Here is an 18,706-nt window from a genome sequence, read left to right as displayed (position 1 = left end):
GAATCATCTGTTATCCTATGTGGGAAGTCAAAGAAAGCAGGTGAAGATATGAGTATTTTAAAAACAGAAAATTTGAAGAAGTACTATGACACAGGGGAGGTTACGGTAAAAGCCCTGGACGGGGTAGACCTCTCTGTGGAAAAAGGAGAATTTTTATCTGTGGTGGGAACATCGGGAAGCGGGAAATCTACCCTTTTGCATATGCTTGGAGGACTGGATATCCCAACCTCCGGCAGGGTAATTGTGGGGGGAAGGGATATTTCCCGGATGAAAAAGGATGAACTTACCATTTTCAGAAGAAGGAATATCGGATTTGTCTTTCAGAATTACAATCTCCTTCCCCTGATGAATGTTTACCAGAATATCGTGCTGCCCATACGGCTGGACGGAATTGTCCCGGACAAAACCTATGTGGAGAATATTATTTCCATCCTGGGCCTTGGGGAGAAAAAATATGCTATGCCAAACCAGCTCTCCGGGGGTCAGCAGCAGAGGGTGGCGCTGGCCAGGGCGTTGGCGGCGAAACCTGCAATCATCCTTGCGGATGAGCCTACGGGAAATCTGGATTCCCGGACAGGGCAGGATGTTTTGGGCCTTTTAAAAACCACAGGAGAGCGGTTTGGCCAGACCATTGTTATGATCACCCACAATGATGAAGCGGCCCAGATGGCGGGGAGAATTATCCGCATTGAGGACGGGAAAATCAGAGAGGGGGGAAGATCATGATTCAGGTGAAAAATAACCAGGTGGTAAGGGAGGTTGCACTGATTACCTACCGGGGAAACAGAAAAAGAAATGTTCTCTCTGTATTTGCCCTGGTTTTAACCACTTTTATGATTACTACGGTGATAGCTTTAGGGGTCAGTTACTGGGACACTATTCAAAAAAGGCAGCTTCGCATGGAGGGAATGGACTATGATGTGGAATTAACTGAGCCAAGGGAAAATCAGGTGGAACTTGTCCGGGATATGGAGGAGGTAAAATATGCAGGATTGTCTGTGAAATGTGCCATTGTTGAGGAGTACCAGGGAAAAATGCTGGATAAGGCAAGGCTTTACTGGGTGGATGATATCTGTTTTGAAAAACAGGTGATGCCTGCATTGGAGCATTGTGAGGGAAAATATCCGGAAAAGGAGGATGAAATTATGCTTTCCCTGCACCTTTTAAAAGCCATGGGGATAGAAAAGCCCCAAATCGGCATGTCCCTCCCACTTTCCTATTTTACCCTAAAAACAAATGATGAGAAAGAGTATGCAAAAGAATTTACCCTCTGCGGATTTTACAGCGACTATACCGGGAAAAACCGGGGATATGTGTCAAAGGCATTTTTTGAGACTACAGGGGTAAAACAGACGGATTTCACCCAGGGCGCCTTAAAAATTAAACTAAAAGATAAGCTGTACACTGCAAAGGAAATGGATGAAATGAGCCGTGCACTTAAATTCCATTCCAAGCAGATACTGATAGGAAATCCTGAGTTTATAGAGGAATTCTTACGGATGACGGGGATTCTTGCCGGAATGCTTGTTATGATTTTTGCCAGCGGATATCTTTTTATCTTTAACACCATGTATATTTCCATCTCAAAAGATATCCGGTATTACGGCCAGTTAAAGACCATGGGGATGACCTCCCGGCAGTTAAAAAAAATCGTGTACACCCAGGCGTTTATTCATTCGGTTCTGGGAATTCCGGCAGGGCTTCTCTTGGCAGGAATTGTGACAAAACAGGGAATCCCCAAGGTCCTTTCCCTCATAAATCCCGTACTGGATGTTTCAAATGGGGTTACAGTTTGGCCGGGGGTGTTTTTTATAGCCGGGCTCTTTGCCCTGGCAACAAGTTTCATCAGCGTGGGGACGCCTGCAAAAATCGCAGGGGACTGTTCTCCCGTAGAGGCTATGCGCCATTTTGCCGGAGGAATTGCCGGTAAAAGGAGACCCAGAGAGGGGACTTCCCTGTATTCCATGGCATTTTCAAATATGTTCCGGGATAAAAAGCAGGCGGTGGTTATATTTTTATCCTTTGTTACCGGTATCTGCGTTTTTTGCATGATGAATGAGTATATTCTTATAAACGACGGTAAATTTATTCTGGAAGGCACAAGTGCCTGGGATATGGAGATTGTAAACCAGACCATCCTGGAAGAGGAGCGGCAGATTTTTACAGAGGATATGATATCTGAGATATCGGCCCTTCCCGGGGTAAAATCCGTGGAAAAGGTATCTACAGCCCTGGCAAAAGTCCCTAAGGGGGAGGAGGTCTTCGGGGAATATTTTAAGGAGCTTTACGGCACAAGGTATGCGCCGGGAAATTATGAGGAAGATATGGAAAAGTACAGAGAAAATCCGGAAGGGTCTTTCCTGGGGGATGCAGGATTTGTGGCGATCGGGGAAGAAGAATTCCTGGAATTAAATAAGCATGTAAACCAGAAGGTGGATGAGGAAGAGTTTTTCCAGGGAAAAGCGGCAGTGGCTACAAAAATCCTCACGGAGGGGGATGACGGCATGACGGGAAAGACCGTGGATTTTTACCTTCCCCAGGGAAAGAACCCAAAGGAGGTATACAGCATTACAATCGCCGGGGTAGATACGGAGGGAAGTTACAATCCGGCATATTTTACCAGAGGGGAGGCCCCAAGCATTATCGTAAGTGAAAATCTGGCAAAAAAGCTTATTCAGGAGCCTTATGTGGAAAAATTGAAGGTGAAATATGAAAAGTCCTATGATAAAGAGACGGAAAAAGAGGTAAAAGAAATTTTTCACGGGGAAAACAGAGTTTCTTTTGACTCCAAAATAGAAAACTATGAAGAGATGCGGGAGTCGGAGAGCCAGGCAAAAGTTTTGGGCTACACGTTAGGCGGCATTGTAGGGCTGCTTTCCATATGCAATTACCTGAATATGATGGCTGCAAGTGTGTTAAACCGTTCCAAAGAGTTTGGGATACTGGAAAGTATTGGGATGACCACAGGCCAGATCAAAAAGGTGCTTCGGATAGAAGGGGTGGGATACGGCCTGATTTCTATTCTCCTTGCCCTGCCCTTTGGGCTTATATTAAGCTATCTTGTTTTTACCAATGCCAACATGTACAGAACCTCCTGCGCTTTGCCCTGGGGCAGTAATCTTTTGCTCTTTGCCGGGGTGATGGCAGTGTGCGTACTTGTGCCGGGGGCGGTATATGGGAGGATGTATAAAAGCAGTGTTGTGGAACAATTGAGGGAGGGGGATATTTAGAGAATTTTGAACATATTAAAATTAGGATGATATTTTATTGATTCTCATTTTTGTTCGTGATATGCTTTAGAAAATCATACAATTAACCAAAATCCGTATAATAAAAAATAGAAGGAGGATTTTTTATGTCAACTTTAGAGAAAACCATCATCCTGCTCCGGCAAATGCCAGAACAATCCCTTGAATCCTTATATGATTTCATTCGTTCCATATGGATTCATCAAGACGGAAAAACAGAGCATTCGGAAAATTCCGTTGATACTTCTGAAAGTATGGAGGGATTCCGTGTATTACAGTCTTTTGCAGGTACATTGCCTGCTGATTTCGATTATAAAAAAGAACTAGAGGAAATGAGGGAGGAAAAGCATGCTCGTTTTAATTGATACCAATGTTATTTTGGATGTGCTGGAAAAACGTGAAGCATTTTATGAATCATCCAATCATGTGTTATCTCTTTGTGCATCCAAAAAGATAAGCGGATGTATTGCATTACACTCCATTTCAAATATATTTTATATTCTCCGGAAAATTTATTCCGCTGAAAACCGAAGACGTTTACTTCTTGGAATATTGAAATTTCTTCGGGTGGCAGATGTCAGTCATGAAAATGTGCGACATGCCTTAGAAAGAAATGGCTTCTCTGATTTTGAGGATTGCCTGCAGGATGAATGTGCTGCACAAAACCACGCAGACTATATCATCACCCGGAATACTGACGATTTTTCAAACTCAAACATACCTGCAGTCATACCATCGGATTTTTTAGTTAAATACAATCTTTGACGGCAGTATCAAAAAGACTTGAAAAAACGGCCGGATACCTTCCCACAGGAAGATATCCGGCTGTTTTTATGGGCAGACCCGCATATGGAAATTTACTGGTAACTGTGCGCTCCCACTTTTCCTGTTTCCGCCTGCTGCATCACCTTCATGGTTTTTGAATTGCTCTGAAGATTTAAGTTTTTCTGGGCGGTGGAGAGCATAAGTTTAATACGGTTTAACTGGTTTACCTCACTGGCTCCCGGGTCATAGTCTATGGCTACAATGTTGGCCAGGGGATGTTCCTTCCGAAGCTCTTTAATTACCCCCTTGCCCACCACATGGTTTGGCAGGCAGCCGAAGGGCTGTGTGCACACAATATTGTTTGTGCCGCTTTCAATCAGCTCCAACATTTCTCCCGTTAAAAACCAGCCTTCCCCGGTTTGGTTCCCCAGGGAGACAATGTGGGAGGCGTATCCTGCCAGGGTTTCTATTCTGGCAGGGGGGTCAAAATGCCTGCTCTCCTCAAAGGCGGCCCTGGCGGCGCTTCTTTCCCACTCCAGGAAACGGATGCCAAGGCGTGCAATTTTTGCAGCCTTTTTGTTTTTGCCCAGGTGCTCCGTCTGGAAAATCTGGTTATAAAAGCAGTAGAGCAGAAAGTCCGTTAAGTCCGGAACAACGGCTTCCGCCCCTTCCGACTCCAAAAGCTCCACCAGGTAGTTGTTTGCCGCAGGGAGGAATTTTACCAAAATTTCACCTACCACACCCACCTTTGGCTTTTTCTCATTTTTTATGGGCAAGGTGTCAAAGTCCCTGATAATCTCCCGGCACATGCGGTTAAATTTCTTGTGGGACAGGATTTTTTTCTGGGAGATAAATGCAATTACTTTTTTCTTCCACTTTTCATGGAGGGCGTTGGCGGAGCCTTTTACCTCCTCATAGGGCCTGGTGCGGTAGAGGCACCGCATAAAAATATCTCCAAATTCCAGGGCGTAAAGTCCGTGCTGAATCAGCGGAAGCGTGAGCTTAAAGCCGGGATTTTTTTCTAAGCCGCTTAAGTTAATGGAGATTACCGGTACATGGGCGTATCCGGCTTTTTCCAGGGCCCGGCGGATAAATCCGATATAGTTTGAGGCCCGGCATCCTCCCCCTGTCTGGGAGATAAGCACGGCGGTTTTTTCCATGTCATATTTCCCGGACAAAACCGCGTCCATAATCTGTCCCACCACCATAAGGGAGGGGTAGCATGCGTCATTGTTTACATATTTTAACCCCACGTCCACCGCAGAGCGGGTGTCATTCCCCAGGACAACCAGGTTGTATCCTGCGGAACGGAAAGCCGGCTCTAAAAGCTCAAAGTGTATGGGGGACATCTGGGGACAGAGGATGGTGTAGTTTTTCCGCATTTCCTCCGTAAATACCACCCGGTTAAAATTGGAGGGAAGAATTTTTCTGTTTTCTTCCCGTTCCTTCTTTTCCCTCACCCGTATAGCGGCTAAGAGGGAGCGGATTCGGATTCTTGCCGCCCCTAAGTTGTTTACCTCATCAATTTTTAAGCAGGTATATATTTTGCCGGATTTGCTTAAAATGTCGCTGACACAGTCTGTTGTCACGGCGTCTAATCCGCAGCCAAAGGAATTTAACTGTATTAAATCCAGGTTGTTCTGGGTTTTTACAAAGTTAGCGGCGGCATAAAGCCTGGAGTGGTACATCCACTGGTCCATGACGATTAAAGGGCGTTCCACCTTATGTAAATGTGATACGGCGTCCTCAGTGAGCACTGCCATGCCGTAGGAGGTAATCAGTTCCGGGATGCCATGGTTAATTTCAGAATCCACATGGTAGGGCCGGCCGGCTAAGACAATGCCCCGTTTTCCGGTTTCCTTTAAGTAGGCTAAAACCTCTTCCCCTTTCTTTTGCATCTCTTTCCTTACGGCTGCCATTTCCCCCCACCCGGCGGCAGCGGCGGCGGAGATTTCCTCTTTTGGAATGGAAAATTCTTCCGTAAAGGTTTTTATCAGCTCTTCTGTAAGGGCTTCCTTGTTTCCAAAAGTGTAGAAAGGATTTAAGAAACGCATCTGCCCGGAAGAGATTTCATCCACATTGTTTTTAATATTTTCCGAATAGGAAGTTACAATGGGGCAGTTGTAGTGGTTGTTGGAGTCAGGGAATTCGTTCCGCTCAAAGGGAATGCAGGGGTAAAAAATAAAGTCCGGTTTTTTCCCTATCAGCCAGGAAATATGCCCGTGGGCAAGTTTGGCCGGATAGCACTCCGATTCGCTGGGAATGGAGTCGATGCCCATCTCATAAACCTTCCTTGTGGACTGGGGGGAGAGAAGGACGCGGAACTTCAACTCTTTAAAAAATACGGCCCAGAAGGGATAGTTTTCGTACATATTAAGTACCCTTGGAATTCCCACGGTTCCCCGGACAGCTTCTTCTTTGGCCAGGGGCGGGTAGGCAAATATTCTGTGATTTTTAAATGCAAAGAGATTCGGAAGCTCCTCTTTTTTCACCTCTTCCCCAAGACCCCGTTCACAGCGGTTTCCCGTAATATATTTTCTGTCCCCGGAAAAATGGTTGATGGTAAGGAGACAGTGATTGGTACATTTTTGGCATCTGGTAAGCTCCGTCTCAAAGGTGAGGCTGTTAATCTCATCAATGGAAAGCATATGGCTTTCAGGGTTCTCCTCATAGCGCTCCTTTGCGATTAAGGCTGCGCCAAATGCCCCCATAATCCCTGCAATATCCGGGCGGATGACCTGACAGCCGGAAATCTGTTCAAAACTCCGCAAAACAGCGTCGTTGTAAAAAGTACCTCCCTGGACAACGATATGCTCTCCCAAATCCTTGGCGTCTGAGAGCTTAATCACTTTAAAAAGGGCATTTTTGATGACTGAGTAGGCAAGGCCGGAGGAGATATCCGCCACGCTTGCCCCCTCTTTTTGGGCCTGCTTTACTTTGCTGTTCATAAATACGGTACAGCGGGTCCCAAGGTCAATGGGATTTTGGGCAAACAAAGCCTCTTTTGCGAAATCCTGCACAGAATAATTTAAGGATTTGGCAAAGGTTTCAATAAAAGAACCGCATCCGCTGGAACATGCCTCATTTAACTGTACGCTGTCTATGGTCTGATTTTTGATTTTGATGCATTTCATATCCTGTCCGCCGATATCTAAGATGCAGTCTACCTTTGGGTTAAAAAATGCGGCGGCATAATAGTGGGCAACAGTTTCCACTTCTCCTTCGTCTAAGATTAAAGCAGACTTTAACAAGGCTTCACCGTATCCGGTGGAGCAGGAATGGGCAATTTTTGCCCCCTGGGGAAGTTTGCTGTATATTTCTTTTATAAATCCGATGGCGGCGGTTAAGGGACTGCCATTATTGTTCTGGTAATTGGAATATAAAAGAGAGCCGTCCTCGCCGATTAAAGCAATTTTTGTGGTAGTGCTTCCGGCGTCAATTCCCAGATAACAATTTCCCTGGTATGTAGAAATATCCCCTGTCTTTACATTTTTCCCCTGATGGCGCTTTAAAAATGCGTCATACTCCTCCTGGTGGGCAAAGAGGGGTTCCATTCTTGCAACCTCAAATTCCATGTGGAGTTCATGGGATAATTTTTCTTTTAATTCTCCAAGGCTTGTTATGGATTCCGGTTTACAATTTAAGGCGGAACCAATGGCGGCAAAGAGATGGGAGTGTTCCGGGGCTATGGTGTGCTCCTCATCCAGTTTTAAGGTGCGGATAAATGCGGCTTTTAATTCGGAGAGGAAGTGCAAAGGCCCTCCAAGAAATGCCACATGCCCCCGGATGGGTTTACCGCAGGCAAGGCCGCTGATGGTCTGATTTACCACCGCCTGGAATATGGAGGCGGACAAATCTTCCCTGGTGGCCCCCTCGTTAATCAGAGGCTGGATATCTGTCTTTGCAAATACCCCGCATCTGGCTGCGATGGGGTAGATTTCCTTGTAATCCTTTGCAAATTCATTTAACCCCGCTGCGTCCGTCTGAATCAGAGATGCCATCTGGTCGATAAAGGATCCTGTACCTCCGGCACAGATGCCGTTCATACGCTGTTCCACATTGCCGTTTTCAAAATAAATAATTTTGGCATCCTCCCCCCCAAGCTCAATGGCTACGTCTGTCTGGGGGGCATAGTCGGAAAGGGCAGTGGAGACTGCCACAACTTCCTGAACAAATGGTATCTCAAGATGTTTGGCAAGGGTCAGTCCACCGGAGCCTGTTATCACGGGAGAAAGTTTTAAATCCCCCAGTTTTTCAAATGCTTTTGTTATGAGTCCGGAAAGGGTCTCTCTGATATTGGCAAAATGACGCTCATAATCAGAAAACAGAACCTTATTTTTTTCATCCAGAACTGCAACTTTTACAGTAGTGCTTCCAATGTCAACACCAAGTTTGTTTACATGATTTTTTTCCATGATCAGTTCACCTTTTATTGTTTTATGATTTCCTATTATAATATATGCCTGAAAATTCTAGTTACAACGTTGTATTATACGACAGCAGGCGACAAATTACAAATACATTTTTTTGGAAATCAGGAAGAATTGATAAAATTTATCAAACCGAGAGAAAATCATTTAGCCGTCTAATAAAATAATCAGGGGGTTGTGGCAGAAAACAGGAAATGGAATATAATAAAAGGAATAGATTTCACAAATTTCTCGGGAGGTAAAAGTTGCAGGACCAGGGCGATATGAATATGATGCAGCAGTGCAGGGGAATTATCCATATTATACAAAAAGGGGATACACTTTACCAGTTGAGTAAAAAATACCATGTCAGCGTGACGAAAATTATGTATGCCAATCCCTATGTGGATATTTATAATCTCACCATTGGGGATGAACTGTGCATACCTGTTTCCATGCGCAATCCCCTAGTGTAACTTCTCCAAATTGCCCTATCCATAAAACAGCGGATAGGGCAATTAAACTATATTTTTTGTTAAGTTTGGTTATTCTCCAGATATTTCCCCGGATGATTCAGGAGTAAATAATTCCGGTATGTCAATATTTACAGTTGTATTATCTGCTTTGCCCTGGGGGTCATATTCTTCTTTCGGTTTATCTTCATCCTCCCAGAGGGAATCGTATTCTTCCTTCTTTTTCTGGGCGTTCATAACGGCCATGTTTTTGGATGCCAGATACAGTTCCATACTGTAGTCCATGACTTTCTGCTCATCCTTTAGGGGAACTATGGCGCCCCTGGAAATCCGCCTTGCCACTTCCATGATTTTGGCTAAATCCACAGCCGCCTCCTGCATGGCATCTCCCTGCTGCCTTGCCACTTCCGCATTCCATATAGCGGCATGCTGCTCGATCAGACCGTCTAAAACTTCCTGATTTTCATCAAACTGTTTATTTACCTCCCGGATGGACAGTTCTAAAGTGGCGGCCTCTTCGGAGTAACGCTGCTTATCGCTTTCTGTCACGCTCTTTTTCTTTAAATCATCCCTGCGCTGTATCAGTAATTTTCGCTGGTTAATCAGCGCCTGGCGCTGGTTTCGGTATAATTGCTGGGCTTCTCCAAGTTTCATATACATAGATTTTCCTCCTTTTTGCGCCGCCCCGGAATTTTCCTGTACCCGGAGGGTGTTCTTCCCTGAACAAATATGCAGACTTTTATATATCTATAAAAAGTATATCGGCAGATTTTGGGAATTTATTAATTGCCCTGCAAGGATATGGAATAAACAAAAACAACCATCCCCTCCCCGGGTTCCCGGCGGAGGGAATGGTTGTACAATTCTACTGGGACAAAGCGTCGTTAAAGGCGTCAATGTCGAACAAAGCCATTTCCATATTTTTTAAGTCCTCTTCATTTACGGAGTACATATTGCCGTTTAGTTCCACATGCATGGTAATGGTGGCTTCCCCTTCGTATGTAACATTGTCAAGGCTTTGTTTTAAGGCATCTTTTAAAATGGTAAATATTTTTTCATTGATTTCTTCTTCGGAAGGGATTTCTGTCGTATCCTCAGTTGCCGCAGCAATTTCTTCCGTGTAAGTATTTAAATTATCCATATAAATTTCTACCGCAGGGGCAAAAATGTTCATTTTCTCATAGGTTACTTCCACTTCATAGGAGCCGTCGTCCTGTTTTTTGGATTCGCCGATGGTATACTTTACGCTTTTAAAAATGTCTTTCATAAGGGAAGTGTATTCTTCTGCGAGGCCGTCTGAGACAGATGTCTGGGATAACATGGCGTCCACTTCGTTTTTAATTCCCTCGTTGTACAATTCCTCCGCCTGTTCCTTGGTGCCCACTTCCTGCTCTACAAATGCAGTGGAATCATTTTTGTAAGAGTTGTCCAACAATGCTTTAACATAATTGCCTGGGTCAAACTTTTTGCCGCACCCTCCAAATAGAAGCGTTACTGCAAGAAGCAGGGGCAGCAGTATTTTTTTTGTGTTCTTCATAGAAATCTCCTTTGTTTTCCATATTAACGGTATCTTTCTTTAGGATACCCATTTCATCAGGGTTTGTCAATATGAATGACTTTTCAAAAGTAATATGCTAAAATAGATATGGTATGGGAGGTGTTTTATGAATAAAATATATGAAAAACTGTTAAGATGCAAAGAGGACGTAAGGCGCAAGATAAATTTTACGCCTAAAATTGGGCTGGTTTTAGGCTCCGGCCTGGGGGATTTTGCCAATGAGATGAAGATTGAGGCGACTCTTAACTATCACGATATAGAGGGATTTCCCGTGTCCACGGTGGCGGGACATGCCGGGCGATTTATCTTTGGATATGTGGGGGAGGTGCCTGTGGTTTGTATGCAGGGCAGGGTCCACTATTACGAGGGGTATCCCATGGAGGATGTGGTGCTTCCCATCCGCCTGATGAAGCTTTTGGGGGCGGAGATTTTGTTTTTGACCAATGCTGCCGGTGGGATTTTGCAGGGGATGAAAGCAGGGGATTTTATGTTAATCACGGGACAGATTGCAAGTTTTGTCCCCTCTCCCTTAGTGGGGGCGAATATAGAAGAGCTTGGAACCAGGTTTCCGGATATGAGCCATATCTATGATGAGGATTTGCAGACCATTGTAAAAAAGACGGCTTTAGAAAACAACATTCCCTTAAAACAGGGGGTGTATATCCAGATGACAGGGCCTCAGTACGAATCCCCGGAGGAAGTGGCTATGTGCCGCACATTAGGGGCTGGGGCCGTTGGGATGAGCACTGCCTGTGAAGCCGTTGCGGCAAATCACATGGGAATGAAAATTGTGGGGATTTCCTGTATTGCAAATATGGCCGCAGGCATTACCCCCACCCCCCTGGCCCATACAGAGATTCAGGAGACGGCGGATAGGGTGGCCCCGGATTTTCGGAAACTGGTGTATGAGTCTATCTGCCGCATGGGGGAGATTTTATGAATATACGTTTTTATAATGGAAAGATTCTCCGCACAAAAGAAAACCACAGTTTTGAGATTTCAGAGGGGGAGCTTTGGGTAAAGGGGAATAAAATCGTTTATCTGGGGGACGGAAAGGATTTGGACGGGGTGTATCAAAGACTGGATGAGCCTTTTATCATCTGGGACAGGGAGATAGACGCCAGGGGATATGTAATTATGCCCGGGTTTAAAAATGCCCACACTCATTCCGCCATGACTTTTTTGCGTTCTTTTGCAGACGATATGCCCCTTAAGGACTGGCTTTATAACCAGATTTTTCCCAGGGAGGCAAAGCTTATGCCGGGGGATATCCGCCATCTTTGTAAGCTTGGGATTATGGAGTATTTAACCAGCGGGATTACCGCCAACTTTGATATGTACTTAAATCCCATGGAAATTGCAGAGGCTTCGGCGGAGTGCGGGTTCCGCACCGTGCAGACCAGTGGGTTAAACGATTTTACCAGGTCCTTATCCCTTTTGGAGGAGGATTACCGCATAGTAAATGAAATGAGTGAGCTTACCACCTTCCTTTTAGGCTTTCACGGGGAGTATACTACCAGACGGGAACTTATGGAGGGGGTGGCAAAGCTGGCGGAGAAATTAAAATCCCCGGTGTGGCTCCACAACTCCGAGACAGAAAAAGAGGTAAAGGAGTGCAGGGGGCGTTACGGCATGACCCCCACCCAAATTACGGAGGCTCTTGGCATGTATGCCTTTGGCGGGGGCGGATACCACTGCATTTACTTTGAGGAAAAAGATTTTGAAATTTTTAGAAATAGGGGATTGACGGCGGTGACAAACCCCTCCTCCAATCTAAAGCTTGCCAGCGGAACCGCCCCCACGGCCCGGTTTTTAGAAGAAGGGATTTCCATGGCAATAGGCACCGACGGACCTGCCAGCAATAACGCTTTGGATATGTTCCGGGAAATGTTTTTGGTAACGGGCCTTGCAAAAGTAAGGGAAAGGGATGCGGCTGCGGTGCCGGCGGAGGAAGTGCTTTATATGGCAACGGCAGGGGGGGCCAGGGCTATGGAGCTCTCTGACTGCGATTCCTTAGAGGAGGGGAAGTTTGCGGATTTAATTTTAATCGATTTAAACCAGCCGAATATGCAGCCGGAAAATGACTTTGTGAAAAACATTGTGTATTCCGGCAGCAAGAGCAATGTGGCCCTTACCATGGTAAACGGAAGGATTTTGTATGAAAAGGGAGAATTTTTCATAGGGATTGACCCCAAGGAGGTTTACGCCAAAGCCAATGAAATTATTGGGAGGATGAAATAGATGTTTAAAGTGACATTTTTGCACCACAGCTGTTTTGTGGTGGAGCTTGACAAGAGCGTGCTGATTTTTGACTATGTGAAAAAGGGAGAGTTTAGCGGTTATGTTTTTACCGGGAATCTGCCGGAATTACCGGAGGATAAAGAGATTTACGTCTTTGCGAGCCATAGCCACAAAGACCATTTTGACCTGGAAATTTTAAGGTGGGCAAAGCCGAATATAAGGTATATCTTATCCAAAGATATCCGCCTGGGGAAAAATTACCTGGCCAGAAACGGCATTGAGGGCAGCATAAAGGAGAAAATAACTTTTGTAAGCCCCAGTGAGAAATACAAAGCCGGGGAGGCTGAAATTACCACCCTCCGCTCCACAGACGCAGGGGTGGCATACCTGGTTTTTATCGAAGGGAAATATATTTACCATGCCGGGGATTTGAATCTGTGGAAATGGGAGGGGGCCGGAGACTTAATCAACGGAAAAGAGACAAGGGCGTACCAGCATGAGATTAAGAAACTCATACCCTACAATATTGATGCGGCCTTTGTCCCTTTAGATCCAAGGTTAGAGCAGCACGCCTGCCTTGGCATCGACTATTTCCTGAAAAATGTCAATGCAAAATATGTGTTCCCCATGCATATGTGGCAGGATTATTCTGTATTGAAAAGTTATTTGTCCCGCATCAGCAACCCCATGTTTTCCGGGAGGATTGCTGAGATTACAGGGGAAAACGAGGTGTTTGACCTATGACAAAAGTGACGGTTTACACAGACGGGGCGGCAAGGGGGAATCCGGGACCCGGAGGATACGGGGCGGTGGCGGAGTTTGTGGACAGCAAGGGAATCTTACACACCAGGGAATATTCCTGCGGATACAAAAACACCACCAACAACCGCATGGAGCTTATGGGGGTGATTATTGCCCTTGAGGCCCTAAACCGCCCCTGCGAAATCGATTTGTACTCCGATTCCAAATATGTGGTGGACGCTTTTAACCAGCACTGGCTGGAGGGATGGGTGAAAAAGGGCTGGAGAAAGTCGGATAAGCAGCCGGTAAAAAACGTGGATTTGTGGAAGCGCCTCCTGGCGGCAAAAGAGCCCCATACTGTGAAATTCCACTGGGTGAAGGGACACGACGGCCATCCACAAAACGAGCGCTGTGACGCCCTAGCTACGGCGGCAGCCCAGGGGGATGGCCTTTTAGAGGATGAAAATTTTACTATGGACGGTTAAGAACAGGGCAATCGGAATAAAAATGAACATTCATTTCCAAAAAGTTGTAAAAAATTTCAGGATATGCTATACTAGAGTGTATTGACATGAGTTTGAAAACAAGGAGGAAGATATATGGCATTCATCGCAACGTTATTAAGGTATGTAATTACATTGGCAGTCATGGTAGTTGTGGCAGCATTAGGCCTGTTTACAGGGAAGAAACTAAGGGACCGCAAAGATGCAAAGACAGCGGATGAATTAAGTACAAGGGCACAAGACTAATAGATTTTGGAGGAATTTGTTGTGGAACAGAAGTTTGGAGTCAATAAACTGCGCAGGACTTATCTGGATTTTTTTGAGAGCAAGGAGCATCTTGCCATGAAGAGCTTTTCTCTGGTGCCTCACAATGATAACAGTTTATTGTTGATTAATGCGGGGATGGCGCCTTTAAAGCCTTATTTTACAGGGCAGGAGATTCCCCCGAAAAAGAGAGTTACCACCTGTCAGAAATGTATCCGTACCGGAGATATTGACAATGTGGGGAAGACCGCAAGGCATCTGACATTTTTTGAGATGCTGGGGAATTTTTCTTTTGGGGATTATTTTAAAAAGGAGGCCATTGCCTGGAGCTGGGAATTTTTAACGGAGGTGTTAGGGCTTTCTGCGGACAGGCTGTACCCGTCCATTTACGGGGAGGATGAGGAGGCCTTTGAAATCTGGAACAAGGACATTGGCATCCCGGCGGAAAAGATTACCCGGTTTTACCGCGACCCAAAAACCGGGGCATGTGACAATTTCTGGGAGCACGGCGCCGGCCCCTGCGGCCCCTGTTCTGAAATCTATTATGACAGAGGGGAAAAATACGGATGCGGCAGCCCGGACTGTAAGGTGGGATGTGACTGCGACCGTTTTATGGAAGTGTGGAACAACGTATTCACCCAGTTTGACGGGGACGGAAAAGGTGGATACGAAGAGTTGGACCAGAAAAATATTGACACGGGAATGGGACTTGAGCGTCTTGCGGTGGTGATGCAGGATGTGGATTCCGTTTTTGATATTGACACCATGAAAGCCATTCGGGATAAAGTCTGTGAGATGTCCCATAAAAAGTATCAAACCGACGCCATAGATGATGTGTCCATCCGGCTGATTACAGACCATATCCGTTCTTCCACCTTTATGGTTTCCGATGGGATTATGCCCAGCAACGAAGGAAGGGGCTATGTGCTGCGCAGGCTTATCCGCCGGGCGGCAAGGCACGGAAGAATGCTTGGGATAGAAGGGACTTTCCTGGCAAAATTAAGCGAGACGGTAATTGAAGAGAGCAGGGACGGCTATCCGGAACTTGAGGAGAAAAAGGACTTTATTTTCCGGGTTTTAACCCAGGAGGAAGAGAAGTTTAATAAAACCATTGACCAGGGCCTTACCATCCTCTCTGACATGCAGAAAACCATGGAGGAGAAAGGGGAGAAAGTCTTATCCGGGGAGGACGCCTTTAAGCTTTACGATACCTATGGGTTCCCGGTGGATTTGACATCGGAGATTTTGGAGGAAAAAGGATTTACCATAGATGAGGCCGGTTTTAAGGCGGCGATGGAAGAGCAGCGGACGAAGGCTAGAAAAGCGCGGAAAGTCACAAATTATATGGGAGCTGATGTGACGGTTTACGAGTCCATTGACCCTTCCGTTACCACAGAATTTGTGGGATATGATAATCTTGTGTATCAATCAAAAGTGACGGTGTTAACCACGGAGACAGAGATTACGGAAGCCCTTTCAGAGGGTGATGTGGGAACCATCTTTGTGGAGGAGACGCCCTTTTACGCCACCATGGGAGGCCAGAATGCAGATACGGGTATGATCCGCACAGAAGACTTTGAGTTTGTTGTCAGCGACACCGTAAAAATGCTTGGGGGCAAAGTGGGCCACATCGGGAAAGTCACAAAGGGCATGGTGAAAACAGGGGATGTAGTTGAGCTTTCCGTAGATGCTGACAAGCGGGCACTTATCGGAAAAAACCACAGCGCCACCCATCTGCTTCAAAAAGCCCTTCGGGAAGTTTTGGGAACCCATGTGGAGCAGGCAGGGTCCGATGTAAATGCGGACAGGCTTAGGTTTGACTTTACCCATTTTTCGGCTATGACCCCGGAGGAGATGAAAAAAGTCGAGATCATAGTAAATGAAAAAATTGAGTCAGCCCTTCCTGTGGTGACAGAGGTTATGACTTTGGAGGAGGCAAAAAAGACCGGGGCTATGGCGCTTTTCGGTGAGAAGTACGGGGACAGGGTTCGTGTGGTGCGCATGGGAGATTTTTCCACAGAGCTCTGCGGCGGTACCCATGTGGACAATACCTCAAAGATTTCTGCCTTTAAAATCATATCGGAATCCGGTGTTGCAGCAGGGGTTCGCCGGATTGAGGCCATTACTTCCGCAGGGGTATTTGCATATTATGACAAAATCGAGGAAGAACTATCTCAGGCGGCAAAACTGTTAAAGACGAGCCCGGCAGATGTCCCGGAAAAAGTGGAACATCTCTTAAAGGAACTTAAGGCTCTCCAGGGTGAAAATGAATCCTTAAAGAGCAAGGCGGCAAAGGATGCCTTAGGGGATGTGATGAATCAGGTTGTAGAGATAAAAGGGGTAAAACTTCTGGCTGCCCGGGCAGACGGCGTGGATATGAACGGACTCCGGGAACTTGGCGACCAGTTAAAAGATAAGCTGGGGGAAGGCGTATTAGTCCTGGCATCGGAAAATGAGGGCAAGGTAAACCTCATTGCCATGGCCACGGAAGATTCCATGAAGAGAGGAGCCCATGCCGGAAACCTGATTAAGGGAATTGCTGCCCTTGTAGGAGGAGGCGGCGGCGGCCGTCCCAATATGGCCCAGGCGGGAGGAAAAAATCCAGCCGGGATAGAGGATGCCTTAGGGAAAGTGAGTTCCGTATTGGAGGGACAGTTGTCTTAAATATGGCAAAAAAACAGCTTTATACATTTTTTTCCCAGAAATATCAAATTTTTTTCAAAAAAATATTGACGAATGGAAAATTTATGATATAATCTTTATTAGTGCAAAAAAATATACCCAAACAGTTGAAAATGCACAATCAGCAACTGGAGGGAGGTTAGGTGTGAGACTATGTCAAATGTTATCGTAAAAGAAAATGAGACTTTAGATAGTGCTTTACGCAGATTCAAAAGAAACTGTGCAAAAGCCGGGATTCAGCAGGAGATTCGTAAGAGAGAGCATTACGAAAAGCCCAGCGTTCGCCGTAAGAAAAAGTCAGAGGCAGCAAGGAAACGCAAAAGTAATTAATTAAAAACCATTCTGAAGAAGTTCATTATGAACTTCTTCTTTTTTTGGTCTATTTTAAAAGTTCCCACATATATTTAGACAAAGAGGTGAGGACATGGATAATTTAGCACAGATAATGCCCCTCAGGTTTCGGGATAAACTGGCGCCTGTTCTTAAGAATCCCGTAATTGAGGAAATCAGAATCCGGGTGGGACAACCAATCGAGCTTCGGTGCAGGGAAGAAAACCTGTGGCTTTCAGAATGCATTTTGCCTGATGACATTGAGGAAATGCTGACATTTATCAGCAAATATTCCATTTATGCCTACGAGGAGGAAATGCGCCAGGGATTTCTCACCATTGAAGGGGGGCACCGAATTGGATTTGCGGGACAAGTACGTCTCCTGGAGGGGAAAATTACCCATATGGTTAATATCCGTTTTTTAAATATCCGGGTGGCAAGAGAAAATAAGGGATGCGCCGGGGCTTTGATTCCCTGGATTTACAGGGACGGGGAGTTTTACAATACCCTTTTGGTATCTCCGCCGGGAGTGGGAAAGACTACTTACTTAAGAGACTGTATCCGGCAGATTTCCGGGGGAGGGGATGAGGGGAAAAAAGTCTGCGTCATAGACGAGCGCTCAGAAATAGCCGCCTGCCATCTGGGCATCCCCCAGAATGATTTGGGAAGGCGCACAGATGTGATTGACGGCTGTCCCAAGGGGGAAGGGATGCTTTTGGCCTTAAGAAGCATGTCCCCGGATATCATTGCGGTAGACGAGCTAGGGGGGGAGGAGGATGGAATTATGCTGCGCCAGGCAGCCCTGTCGGGATGCCAGATTTTTGGCACAGTCCATGGGAGAGAACTGGCGGACCTTAAGAGAAAGCCCTCCATCCGGACATGCATAAATGAACAGCTTTTTAAGCGCTACATATTTTTAAAAAAGGATGACAGGGGCAGGAGAAGTTTTTCGGTCTTTGACCAGGAGTTAAAGAATATATGTTAAAGGCAGCGGGAGTTTTTTTGGTAGTGATAGGCACGGCGGGCTTTGGCAATTCCCTGAAACTGCTGTTAAACCGGCATTTAAAACAGCTCTCGGATTTTCAGGGGATTTTTATTCAGATGGAGCTTTTGAAAACAACGCTAAAACTCCCCTACGGCGAGATGTTAAGGCGCTGCGCCAGGGGGAGAGACAGGCTCTATGGGGAATTACTGGAAGGTATCGCAGGGGAGATGGAAGAAAACCATGAAATTGATGTGGGCAATCTCTGGGAGAAGGGATTTCTTAAGAGGAAGGGGGAATTTTTGTTTTCCCAGGAGGAGCGGGAAATCCTTATAAGTCTTGCCAGGACGCTGTCCATGGAGAGCAGCAGTACCAAAGCCTGTGAAATTTATTTTTTCCGTCTGGAAAAGCAGATTGCCCAGGTGGTGGAAGAAAAAAAGGAGAAGCAGAAGCTGTATCGCTGTGTGGGTATTTTAAGCGGGCTGTTTTTGGTGATTCTGCTACTATAAG

General features: G+C 45.9%; 17 protein-coding genes. 14 read left to right on the top strand and 3 right to left on the bottom strand.

Features of this window, described 5'->3' with window-relative positions; all coding sequences use genetic code 11:
• Positions 1-48 precede the first annotated feature (48 nt).
• The 4 genes from D7Y06_RS07425 (at position 49) to D7Y06_RS07410 (ending at position 4,013) form a co-directional block, all read left to right on the top strand.
• The gene (locus D7Y06_RS07425) at positions 49-726 is read left to right on the top strand and encodes an ABC transporter ATP-binding protein (protein ID WP_120407170.1); all 678 of its coding nucleotides are present in this window, start codon (positions 49-51) and stop codon (positions 724-726) included.
• Positions 723-3,230 (top strand): ABC transporter permease, encoded by a 2,508-nt coding sequence (locus tag D7Y06_RS07420; RefSeq protein WP_120407169.1) that lies wholly within the window; start codon positions 723-725, stop codon positions 3,228-3,230. The genes D7Y06_RS07425 and D7Y06_RS07420 overlap by 4 nt, the downstream gene beginning before the upstream one ends.
• Before the next feature lie 125 nt (positions 3,231-3,355).
• Entirely contained in the window at positions 3,356-3,613 is a 258-nt protein-coding gene (locus tag D7Y06_RS07415; protein ID WP_120407168.1) for a hypothetical protein, read from the top strand.
• Positions 3,597-4,013 (top strand): PIN domain-containing protein, encoded by a 417-nt coding sequence (locus D7Y06_RS07410; protein ID WP_120407167.1) that lies wholly within the window; start codon positions 3,597-3,599, stop codon positions 4,011-4,013. Before D7Y06_RS07415 ends, D7Y06_RS07410 begins: the two co-directional genes overlap by 17 nt.
• Positions 4,014-4,105: 92 nt before the next feature.
• Here D7Y06_RS07410 and D7Y06_RS07405 read toward each other — a convergent pair whose 3' ends face one another.
• Positions 4,106-8,428, bottom strand: coding sequence for a 2-hydroxyacyl-CoA dehydratase (locus D7Y06_RS07405; RefSeq protein ID WP_120407166.1), 4,323 nt, complete (start codon positions 8,426-8,428; stop codon positions 4,106-4,108).
• A gap of 260 nt (positions 8,429-8,688) precedes the next feature.
• Here D7Y06_RS07405 and D7Y06_RS07395 point away from each other — a divergent pair, with 260 nt between their 5' ends.
• Positions 8,689-8,898 (top strand): LysM peptidoglycan-binding domain-containing protein, encoded by a 210-nt coding sequence (locus tag D7Y06_RS07395; protein WP_243119152.1) that lies wholly within the window; start codon positions 8,689-8,691, stop codon positions 8,896-8,898.
• Between the two features lie 69 nt (positions 8,899-8,967).
• Here the strand turns inward: D7Y06_RS07395 and D7Y06_RS07390 are convergent, their stop codons facing one another.
• Together D7Y06_RS07390 and D7Y06_RS07385 are read right to left on the bottom strand one after the other, a co-directional pair.
• Complete coding sequence (locus tag D7Y06_RS07390; protein WP_120407165.1) at positions 8,968-9,555, bottom strand: hypothetical protein; 588 nt, start codon at positions 9,553-9,555, stop codon at positions 8,968-8,970.
• Between the two features lie 205 nt (positions 9,556-9,760).
• On the bottom strand, positions 9,761-10,432 hold the full coding sequence (locus tag D7Y06_RS07385; RefSeq protein WP_120407164.1) for a hypothetical protein: 672 nt from the start codon (positions 10,430-10,432) through the stop codon (positions 9,761-9,763).
• Between the two features lie 127 nt (positions 10,433-10,559).
• Between D7Y06_RS07385 and D7Y06_RS07380 the strand changes: the two genes are divergently transcribed.
• The 9 genes from D7Y06_RS07380 to D7Y06_RS07340 all read left to right on the top strand — a co-directional run bounded on the left by D7Y06_RS07380 (position 10,560) and on the right by D7Y06_RS07340 (position 18,705).
• Positions 10,560-11,393: a purine-nucleoside phosphorylase gene (locus D7Y06_RS07380; RefSeq protein ID WP_120407163.1), complete on the top strand. Its 834-nt coding sequence runs from the start codon at positions 10,560-10,562 to the stop codon at positions 11,391-11,393.
• Positions 11,390-12,694, top strand: a complete 1,305-nt coding sequence (locus D7Y06_RS07375; protein ID WP_120407162.1) for an amidohydrolase — start codon at positions 11,390-11,392, stop codon at positions 12,692-12,694. The genes D7Y06_RS07380 and D7Y06_RS07375 overlap by 4 nt, the downstream gene beginning before the upstream one ends.
• Positions 12,695-13,438, top strand: coding sequence for an MBL fold metallo-hydrolase (locus D7Y06_RS07370; RefSeq protein ID WP_120407161.1), 744 nt, complete (start codon positions 12,695-12,697; stop codon positions 13,436-13,438).
• Positions 13,435-13,920 (top strand): ribonuclease HI, encoded by a 486-nt coding sequence (rnhA, locus tag D7Y06_RS07365; protein ID WP_120407160.1) that lies wholly within the window; start codon positions 13,435-13,437, stop codon positions 13,918-13,920. Before D7Y06_RS07370 ends, rnhA begins: the two co-directional genes overlap by 4 nt.
• 114 nt (positions 13,921-14,034) lie before the next feature.
• Entirely contained in the window at positions 14,035-14,184 is a 150-nt protein-coding gene (locus D7Y06_RS07360; RefSeq protein ID WP_120407159.1) for a vanadium nitrogenase, read from the top strand.
• A gap of 21 nt (positions 14,185-14,205) precedes the next feature.
• Positions 14,206-16,866, top strand: a complete 2,661-nt coding sequence (gene alaS / locus D7Y06_RS07355) for an alanine--tRNA ligase (protein ID WP_120407158.1) — start codon at positions 14,206-14,208, stop codon at positions 16,864-16,866.
• Between the two features lie 171 nt (positions 16,867-17,037).
• Entirely contained in the window at positions 17,038-17,214 is a 177-nt protein-coding gene (gene rpsU, locus D7Y06_RS07350; RefSeq protein WP_120407157.1) for a 30S ribosomal protein S21, read from the top strand.
• Between the two features lie 94 nt (positions 17,215-17,308).
• Entirely contained in the window at positions 17,309-18,199 is an 891-nt protein-coding gene (gene spoIIIAA, locus D7Y06_RS07345; protein WP_120407156.1) for a stage III sporulation protein AA, read from the top strand.
• The gene (locus tag D7Y06_RS07340) at positions 18,193-18,705 is read left to right on the top strand and encodes a stage III sporulation protein AB (RefSeq protein ID WP_120407155.1); all 513 of its coding nucleotides are present in this window, start codon (positions 18,193-18,195) and stop codon (positions 18,703-18,705) included. The genes spoIIIAA and D7Y06_RS07340 overlap by 7 nt, the downstream gene beginning before the upstream one ends.
• Position 18,706 lies beyond the last annotated feature (1 nt).

Origin of the sequence: Roseburia sp. 1XD42-69, assembly GCF_003612565.1 — a bacterium.
In the GTDB taxonomy this organism is placed as follows: domain Bacteria; phylum Bacillota; class Clostridia; order Lachnospirales; family Lachnospiraceae; genus Roseburia_B.
The sequence above is the reverse complement of the archived record's forward strand: the minus strand, read 5'-3'. Positions and strand labels throughout refer to the sequence as shown.